Origin of the sequence: Nostoc sp. NMS8 (assembly GCF_017115045.1) — a bacterium.
Lineage (GTDB): Bacteria > Cyanobacteriota > Cyanobacteriia > Cyanobacteriales > Nostocaceae > Nostoc.
The window spans coordinates 1-7,981 of sequence record NZ_JABXKK010000124.1; the positions used below are offsets into that span (position 1 = coordinate 1).

Annotated in this window: 10 protein-coding genes and 1 CRISPR repeat array; of the genes, 5 read left to right on the forward strand and 5 right to left on the reverse strand. The window is 39.8% G+C overall.

Translation table 11 applies throughout. From position 1 onward, the window contains the following. Positions 1-61: 61 nt before the first annotated feature. Both HWQ39_RS33415 and HWQ39_RS33420 read left to right on the forward strand, forming a co-directional pair. Entirely contained in the window at positions 62-475 is a 414-nt protein-coding gene (locus HWQ39_RS33415; protein WP_292854401.1) for a hypothetical protein, read from the forward strand. 38 nt (positions 476-513) lie between these two features. Next, positions 514-798, forward strand: a complete 285-nt coding sequence (locus HWQ39_RS33420) for a hypothetical protein (protein ID WP_292854404.1) — start codon at positions 514-516, stop codon at positions 796-798. Between the two features lie 191 nt (positions 799-989). On the opposite strand, the gene HWQ39_RS33425 is transcribed toward HWQ39_RS33420, so the two are convergent. Then, the gene (locus HWQ39_RS33425; protein ID WP_152590043.1) at positions 990-1,247 is read right to left on the reverse strand and encodes a hypothetical protein; all 258 of its coding nucleotides are present in this window, start codon (positions 1,245-1,247) and stop codon (positions 990-992) included. Between the two features lie 330 nt (positions 1,248-1,577). Between HWQ39_RS33425 and HWQ39_RS33430 the strand changes: the two genes are divergently transcribed. Continuing rightward, positions 1,578-1,751, forward strand: coding sequence for a hypothetical protein (locus HWQ39_RS33430; protein ID WP_292854413.1), 174 nt, complete (start codon positions 1,578-1,580; stop codon positions 1,749-1,751). Between the two features lie 103 nt (positions 1,752-1,854). Here the strand turns inward: HWQ39_RS33430 and HWQ39_RS33435 are convergent, their stop codons facing one another. After that, positions 1,855-3,855, reverse strand: a complete 2,001-nt coding sequence (locus tag HWQ39_RS33435) for a TnsD family transposase (protein ID WP_292854415.1) — start codon at positions 3,853-3,855, stop codon at positions 1,855-1,857. 177 nt (positions 3,856-4,032) lie between these two features. Here HWQ39_RS33435 and HWQ39_RS33440 point away from each other — a divergent pair, with 177 nt between their 5' ends. Further along, positions 4,033-4,263: a hypothetical protein gene (locus tag HWQ39_RS33440; RefSeq protein WP_292854417.1), complete on the forward strand. Its 231-nt coding sequence runs from the start codon at positions 4,033-4,035 to the stop codon at positions 4,261-4,263. Positions 4,264-4,268: 5 nt separating this feature from the next. Continuing rightward, on the forward strand, positions 4,269-4,418 hold the full coding sequence (locus HWQ39_RS33445; protein ID WP_292854419.1) for a hypothetical protein: 150 nt from the start codon (positions 4,269-4,271) through the stop codon (positions 4,416-4,418). Positions 4,419-4,449: 31 nt separating this feature from the next. After that, a CRISPR array of direct repeats spans positions 4,450-4,770; the repeat unit is 36 nt; unit sequence CTGCTCAACGTCTTACGACATCTAATGTTAAAGAAC. A gap of 272 nt (positions 4,771-5,042) precedes the next feature. On the opposite strand, the gene cas5 is transcribed toward HWQ39_RS33445, so the two are convergent. From cas5 to cas8a1, 3 genes are read right to left on the reverse strand one after another with little or no spacing between them, the layout of a single operon-like run. Continuing rightward, a complete protein-coding gene (cas5, locus tag HWQ39_RS33450; RefSeq protein WP_292854422.1) occupies positions 5,043-5,669 on the reverse strand; it encodes a type I-MYXAN CRISPR-associated protein Cas5/Cmx5/DevS in 627 nt (208 codons plus the stop codon). Position 5,670: 1 nt separating this feature from the next. Continuing rightward, positions 5,671-6,645, reverse strand: coding sequence for a DevR family CRISPR-associated autoregulator (locus tag HWQ39_RS33455; RefSeq protein ID WP_292854424.1), 975 nt, complete (start codon positions 6,643-6,645; stop codon positions 5,671-5,673). 48 nt (positions 6,646-6,693) lie between these two features. Then, positions 6,694-7,947, reverse strand: a complete 1,254-nt coding sequence (cas8a1, locus tag HWQ39_RS33460; RefSeq protein ID WP_366932329.1) for a type I-MYXAN CRISPR-associated Cas8a1/Cmx1 — start codon at positions 7,945-7,947, stop codon at positions 6,694-6,696. Positions 7,948-7,981: the final 34 nt, after the last annotated feature.

A 7,981-nucleotide genomic window follows, 5' to 3' on the forward strand; every position in this document is an offset into this window, starting at 1 on the left:
TATTACACGGTAAATCTACCGTTTTTATGTTAAGTAATATTTCGCCAACAGTATCCGGCTCGTGTTTAACCGCTATGCACCCTGCCTGATTTTAATTGATGAATGGGTAGCTTATGCCCGACAGCTTCACGAAGTAAACGACCTTCCGGGGGGCAGTTTTGACACTCACTTTACCTTTGCCCAGACTTTGAGCGAGTCGGCAAAAAACGCTAACCAAACTCTGTTGGTCGTGAGTATCTCTGCATCTGATAATGAAATTGGAGGCGATCGCGGTAAAGCAGCCTTAAGTAGACTCAAAAATGCTATTGGCAGAGTTGAATCTCCTTGGCGACCAGCAAGTGCCGATGAAAGCTTTGAAATTGTGCGGCGGCGGCTGTTTCAACCCATCACCGAAGAAAATGGTTTTATTGCCCGTGATGCCATCATCCGTGCCTTTGCAGAAATGTACCAAAATCAATCTCAGGAATTTCCATAGTGAATGCCGAGAAGCTAGTTATAAACGACGGCTAGAAAATGCCTATCCTATCCATCCAGAACTGTTTGACCGACTTTTTCCAACGCACGCGGGGTGTGCTGCGACTGATGGCAAAGGTGATTCATTCACTTTGGGAAAGACAGGACAAGAGTTTGTTAATCATGCCTGCCAGCGTCCCAATGGATGATGGACAGGTACAAACAGAATTGACTCGCTACCTGGAAGATAACTGGGTGCCAGTTATTGAAAAAGATGTAGATGGATATAATTCTCTCCCATTGGCGTGCGATCGCCAAGAGGTAAGGGAAAGTCTTGTGGGTTAACGGATTTGAGTGCGATCGCACTCAATATTTAAGTTACTACTTTTTTGTTACGTGTAGTAACTTTGCACCTTTCCATAGTTAATCTCCTTAATAAAATTAAACCCGTCAGATGCCTGACGGGTTTTTTGGGTTCTTAGGGGCAGAACTGATAATTTGATCTATCCATAGCCTGAGAGAATCGTTCTCTTCTCTCAGGCTGCTAATTTTCCCAAGTATTCATTTTGGAGTGCAGCGACTTGTTGTTTTAGATTCTCCAAGTCCGCTTGCATTTTGGCTAAGTCTGGAGTTTTTTGAAGTTCTTCAGTCATGTAGGAACGAATCCATCCCATGATCAATTCTGAAGCTGTCTTGCCTTCAGCATTAGCTTTATTCATAAAAGCTTCCTTTGTCTCATCGTCCATTCTAACAATGATCTGATTGCTCAATTTTGTTGTTTGCCGCTTTGCCATACTACTTTCTGCTGAAAACTTTCAATCTGTAATAACTCTATTTACCCTAATTGTGGCGAATTTTGAAAATTTTGTAGTAACGCCATTGTTTTAGTAATAACTAATAATTACAATGCAGTAACAAGACAAAGGCGATCGCCCCTCCGGGAAGAGAAACGCGATCGCCTTTTGTTAAACCCCATCAATGAGGTTACTCAGATGATTGTACAAGATGAATTTGACAACCAAGCCTCGGCTCAAGCAGAGTTTGAGGAATAATATGTTGACCATTTAGCTGACGCAGTAGCACCAGAAATTGAAATTGACTCAGTACCAGACGATTTGGGAGAAGTGTATCGAGTTTGGAACGGTTCCCAACTTCTGGGAACTTTTTACCAGAATCTTGAAAGCAAATGGGTAGCACAACCCTGTAATAGCGATAAAAGACACTGCTGTGATACTTCTGATTCAGCACTGCTTTTGATTGTTGCTGTCAACGGCTTACTGGTTGCAGATGTAGCTTAGAACTCAATATTCTTCCCATCACCTAGAGACGTGTTAAATTCACGTCTCTTTCTTTTTCGGAACTTTTGCTCAACATAACTATGATCAAGAAAGTGTTATTAACTTAATCGGGTTGTTTATAAAGCTCGCTTTCTAAAGCTGCTTTTACTCTCTGTGAGCAATTTTCTCGTAGCGCAGCAAGTCTAATCACCTTCCAAGGCTGAATTTCTTCTCCGCAATCATCAAGCCGCTGAATTGCCCACTTAATACGCCTAATCTGAAAATCCTCTACAGTTTCTGTCACTGATTCTAAATAAACCTTAGTCACTGGCATTTCTGACAAATGTTTTTCGAGTAGTGCCAGTAAGCCAATAGCTTTGCCTATCTTGCCAATAGTTATTCTCACGGGTTTTTCTGCACTCAGAAGCGATCGCACAGCATTTTTCACCTTTTCGAGAACTAGCTTGTCTCTTTCTACCCAGTCAACTTTACCGATGCAAGGGACAGGCACTTTTAAAGAAGGCGAATTTTTGTTGAGCCACTCTTTATCGTTTCTGTATAGCCAAATATATGTTGCCTTAGCTAATGCCCTGAGAGTAGTTTTCGATGCCTCTGGGTACTGCTGTAGTAAAGCTTTCCAACCTTCCCTGTATTTTACTTTGCGATCGCTGGCTAAATTTAGATTTGAGTCTAAAACTTCCTGTAAGTCTACTAGCCGATTTTCCTGTGAAGATTTCCAAAAAGTTTTTAGCTTAAGTATGGCAGTATAGCGGTTTACCGTTCTGGGATCGACATTGAGCCGTCTTGCTGTCTCTCGTAGACCTAATTTTTGGATTTCTACCAGTTCTTTTAGCTTCTGCTCCCAAAATTCACCATAAGTCAAGACTTTGCCAATTCGTAGCTTGTCTTCATCAGTTTTATCAGGGCCAGTTCTACAATAAACCATGCCACAGGAACAAGAAAAAGTACCTAACGGTTTTTTATTATCTAAACAGTGAGTGACAACAAGATTAGTTATTGCTGGCTTGAGGTAATGGTCTACCGCAGTATTTAGACACAGCCAAGGCGCTTCACCAAAAGGTTTATACTGGTAATCCGTGTTGAAAAATTCCTCGATAGAATTCGTCAGAAATCTAATTATGAGTAGGTGTCTTATCGGATGGAATGACTTTCTATGCTTCCTGACAATGCTGAATAGCCAGTTTTGCTCATTTTCGTAATTCACCATCGAGTTAACAGCCTCAAGCACTTCAGCACCATAAAAAAACAAGAAACTATCTACTAATCTCTTCTGGTTTACTCGCTTGCTTGCAGTTGCAAAACCCTTTTCAATCAATAAAGCTATATATTTTCTTTGAAACCACTCTAGTTCTCTAGAGAAAAGATTACTATTTATCAACCATGAAATATCTTGAGCCAGCAGTCGCAATTTCTTTAAAGTTTCTTGACTGTAAGTCTGTTGTATCGGTACAACAGGACAGTTTTCTTGGCTTGCAGCATAGTATTCATGCCTATTAAAACCTTGCATGGGAATTGTGCTATCTTGCAAAGTCACACCATGAACTGGGCAAACCAAAACCCCTGGTGTTTGGTGTAGCTTATACCAGTAGGACTCTCCATAGTTTTGCAAATCTTCTTCTAAACATTTTGGGCAAAATCGCAGATACCTCTGTACCTTCAACGAACTCGCCATAATCCCGGTTCTGGTATGAATGTCTCCTCCGAAATCTGCCTTCATTGACTCCATCACCTGGGTGGCTCTTTTCGGTGGCAGAAAAACACTGTAGAAAGGATAGAGGGTATATTTATATATCAAATCTTCTACTTGATAATTCGAGATAAATTGGAGATTTTCAATCAACGAATTCAGGTTAGAAGGTAAGTCAACAGTAGCTATTACACCTTGAGAATTAAATAGCTCCTTTAAAGTTATTTTTGGACTGGTGTTACCACTCCTAATGTGGTAACGAGCCAAGATACTGTATAAAATTTCATCTGGATAAGGGGCTGGAAAAAAGCCAAGCATAGATTCTTTCTCATGTTGAAACCGGAAAAGATATTTTTGTAAATTCCAGAGTGTTTCAAGTTTGTGGCGATCGCTATCCGCACCAATTTTCCACAGCAAACAAAATTATGAGGATTTTTGTCCTCTATAATCAGTATCTCAGGTATTACACAACGCCTATTTTATCGTAAATTCAGGTATTACACAATAACTAAATATCTTTGAGCAATTTATAGAATCTACCCGTAGTTCTTGCTGTTGACTATGATTTAGGAGGTGTGTAATAGCTGGGTAGTAATGGGAAAGAAAGGGCACAAAGGACAAAAAGACGTACCAGAGATGTACGACGAGGTGAAGAAAAGGGTTAACCTAGCCCTAACTCCCACTGGTATTGAAGGATTAGATGCGATCGCCTCCAATTTTGATATAAGCAGGTCGGAGCTTGTGGAGAGAATTGGCAGACGACTGATTTGCTTAGATACAAATTCTTTCACTGAGGAGGAGATGGAAGCTGTAAAAAAGCACTGACCGAATTGATTGCTATTTACCGCGATCAGTTGAATGGTCAGGGTTTGTTTACTGGTCTTGGTGCAGTTGAGAGCGATCGCAAATTGCAATTACGGAAGCAGATTGAGCAATGGGAACAAATCCGTGCAAAAATTTCCAGTTCAGAGGGGATTTGAAGTATAAGCTATGACAAAGAGCAGTATAATTCTGCTCAACGTCTTACGACATCTAAATGTTAAAGAACTTGCATTTCGCGGTAGTCAATTGCCGACACCCCCACCTGCTCAACGTCTTACGACATCTAATGTTAAAGAACCACTAAAACAAGCTCCGGCGTAGAAAAGGTTTTTCTGCTCAACGTCTTACGACATCTAATGTTAAAGAACTAGTCTCTTGCCTTGTAAAATGATTGAGTGTACTCTGCTCAACGTCTTACGACATCTAATGTTAAAGAACAGCGATCGCTGGTGATTTAGCAGCGGCGGGGCAATACTGCTCAACGTCTTACGACATCTAATGTTAAAGAACAGCGATGGCTAAACACGTTAATCCATCAGGTCTTGTAGATGATCTTACAAGCACCTGTCATTAGGAGGCACTAAATTTGCAAAATTTAATGGGCTAGGCTAACTTAACAACGCTCAGAAGGCTTATTATTGGAACTTTCTGAGGAATTGCAAGCATCCTAAATCATGGTGAAAGCGCTAGATTGCTGATTCAGTAAAGAATACCGACTTTTTATCTCTTTGTGTCGGCGCAACAAGCAGATATCCTTGTCAAAATCTAAATATCCTCCTTTTTCAACTAGTTTGAATTGTAGTCCACGATAAATCCGGTGGTTGCCATGCCTGGGACTCCTGAAGCTCATAACACTGCCAGCGCGTTCTCTTAGACCCTACATGGTCAACCCAGTAGGGTAGAGTTAGCGAACCATCTTCATCTATAACTAACCACCACAGCGACTCACCATCATAGTTCTCAGGTAAAAGGGTAACAGTATTGACTAGATCCCGACTTTCGCCCAAACACAGTCCACCAAATCGATTAATAGAAGCTGGGTTCGCAAATGCCTGCTGCAAAAGTTCTGGTAAAGTAGGCTTTGCTTTGTCTGTCTTCACCCAAACTACAAACTCAACGTTCGTTAGCAACTCTTGGTAATCAGGTTTAGCATTCTTAGGGTTGTGGATATCTTTGGTTTTAAACCTGCGAAAAGTCCGAATTACAATAGATTTATCTGGTTTAGACAAGAGTGCGATCGCTAATTGAGTTCCACAATGTTTATAACGATCTGTCTCACCAATCAGAGAAAGCAACATCCCGTACACCGTAGAAGGTGGAGGTACTGGATACGTATCAGCGTATTCTCTAGCACGGGATTGACGAAAGCAAGCAATAGGTACTTCAACTTTCAAAGCAATTGCCGTCATCTTAATCGCTCCCCGATGAAAACTGCAAATCTTCAGCAATGACCTGTTTTAATGCTTTTACTGCCGACTTCACTCCAGGAAACACATTTGCTCCCAAATCTTCTAAACCCTGAGAGATTAAGCCTCCAATCCATAATTCTTTGGGATCAATATCTCCCACCTCTACCTGTCGCACTAAGTTGGATACTGACAAATTTCCCAGTTCGTCTTGCTCAAAGCAATATAGAAAACGAGGTGAAAAATCATGTGTCCACCGCAGTACAATACTTTCAGGGGAGAAATCATACAAAAAACGAGCATGATTTCCCGCCACTTCACCAATCGAAACCAAACCATCTAGAACAGCATGGATACGAGATTTATCTTTAAGACTATCGGGTGTCAATGCAAAACCATATTGATAACGAGTAGCATGAATCTCTGTGCCATAAAGAGAATTTCGTCCCTTGACTCCACTAACAGCATTAAAGGTAATGTCTCCCGTAAAGGGTATCATTGAGACTGCACGAGTAACTTCTAATACACCTCGTCTAGCAGTTATTTTCCCTTTAGGCTTTTGCTTTCCTTTACGTGGAGAAGTTTGCTTGTCCTTACTTTTAGAACTTTTTTTATTCTCATCTTGGGATGTTTCCTCTACTTCACCTTCAGCCTCATCTGACGCTTCCAGTTTTGCTGCTTCTGCCTGCATAAATCCCAAAATATCATCATCAATGAAGCGAATATCATCAAAGTTGGGGTCTTGCCAAACATGATTTGCTACTGGTTGAGCATTCTCATCCCAACGTCGATTCACCGGATAGCCAACATTTTGCCAGTAGTACCGTAATGCCCAACGAATTGCTTCAGATGAAATAGCAGTATGAACTTCACCTTTCCAAATTAATTTTTGTAAGGTAGTTATGTTCCCTTCATTTTCCCCACGATTATTAGCTGCGGTTCCGTAGTTTGTCAAAATATTGCCGAATAAATGAAACATTTTAAAGTTAGCTAAAGGATTAATGTAATCAATTCAAAAAATACATATTTATTCATTGTCTAACTCAGCTTTTTCTGATATTTTTGTATTTATATTCTTGCTTCTTGGATAGCTAGCAATAGCGATAAAAGTTAAATCTCTGGCAACCTTCCAATCCATTATTCCCGATGTCAAGGGCAGTAATTCTTCCCAATGTTCTTCTAAAATTGAAAGCTGTCCCGCTCTTCCCCAGAACTCTGCAATAAATTTGCGGAAGTTTTCACCATTCGTGCATCGTCCTAATTGCGATAAAATACGTATATTTTCTCGTTCAATTTGAGCATATTGACCTTCTTTGGTTCGGTCATAAATCTTAGCATATATCTTTTTCAAGGCTTCATGGCAAGCTTGAATAAATAGCTTTTGAGCTTCTATATCCCATTTAGAGTGTTGAATCATTTTGTATATTCCTCTATCTTCATAAAAATTCAATTCCAATAAATTTAAATTTAGGATTTTTATATATAAATCATTCCACCAGAGAAAACCTTTTACTAAATTATCAGCAATTATTCCTTTAATCGCATTGCTAATAATAAAGTTTTGATTTTGATAATTAATAACTCTGTACTTTGGAAAAGAGATGCAACTAAGCTTATAGACAATATCAATTATTTCAGTCGCTTCTACCACTGCTATTTCCGTGCGAGTTTTTTGCTGCTTTGACCAAACTACCGTTCCAAATAATATTACTTGGCATCGTTTTGCCTGACTGGGTATAGCAGTTGTTTTATAAGTCAGAAATCTTAATGCAGCATCTCCTAAGCTAGATATATGGAAATATTTGTAATCCAAGTTTCCCAAACTCCAATATTGCTGGGCATAAATTTTTAAGTTAGCCACTTCAGGTATAACTAGGGCATACTGCGGGTGTTGCGGTTGGGTATGCGATCGCAATACAAAGTAGTGGCAAGCAACAGGAGCATATAAAAGAGCAAAAGCCAGTTGTGGTTTCTCTTCAAACTTAGTTTCTTTTGTAAAAGCGACATGACGAACTATAGATCCCGGATACAGCCAACCTACTACGCCAATTGACTGCTGTAAGAATTTACCTTGTTCATCGCAGAGTTGTTTAGCAAAATGCTGATGAGCATAGGAAACTGCTTTTTTATATTCAACATCTATTTTTATGCCATCAACACCGTCAACTTTTAATGACTTAGATTTTTTCCCTTTAAATTTAACAACCTGATTATGTTGAAGGAATGTTGCCGTGATTCCCAGGTGAATATTAATTTGGGTGTAAGGATTCAGGTCTAATATTTAGGAAGCAGAGATGGGCGAGACAGATAATTAT

Excerpts from the sequence above, each read along its gene's own strand:
- HWQ39_RS33420 (WP_292854404.1), top strand. The coding sequence starts at position 514 with ATGCCTATCCTATCCATCCAGAACTGTTTGACCGACTTTTTCCAACGC.
- HWQ39_RS33425 (WP_152590043.1), bottom strand. The coding sequence starts at position 1,247 with ATGGCAAAGCGGCAAACAACAAAATTGAGCAATCAGATCATTGTTAGA.
- HWQ39_RS33440 (WP_292854417.1), top strand. The coding sequence starts at position 4,033 with ATGGGAAAGAAAGGGCACAAAGGACAAAAAGACGTACCAGAGATGTAC.
- cas5 (WP_292854422.1), bottom strand. The coding sequence starts at position 5,669 with ATGACGGCAATTGCTTTGAAAGTTGAAGTACCTATTGCTTGCTTTCGT.
- HWQ39_RS33455 (WP_292854424.1), bottom strand. The coding sequence starts at position 6,645 with ATGTTTCATTTATTCGGCAATATTTTGACAAACTACGGAACCGCAGCT.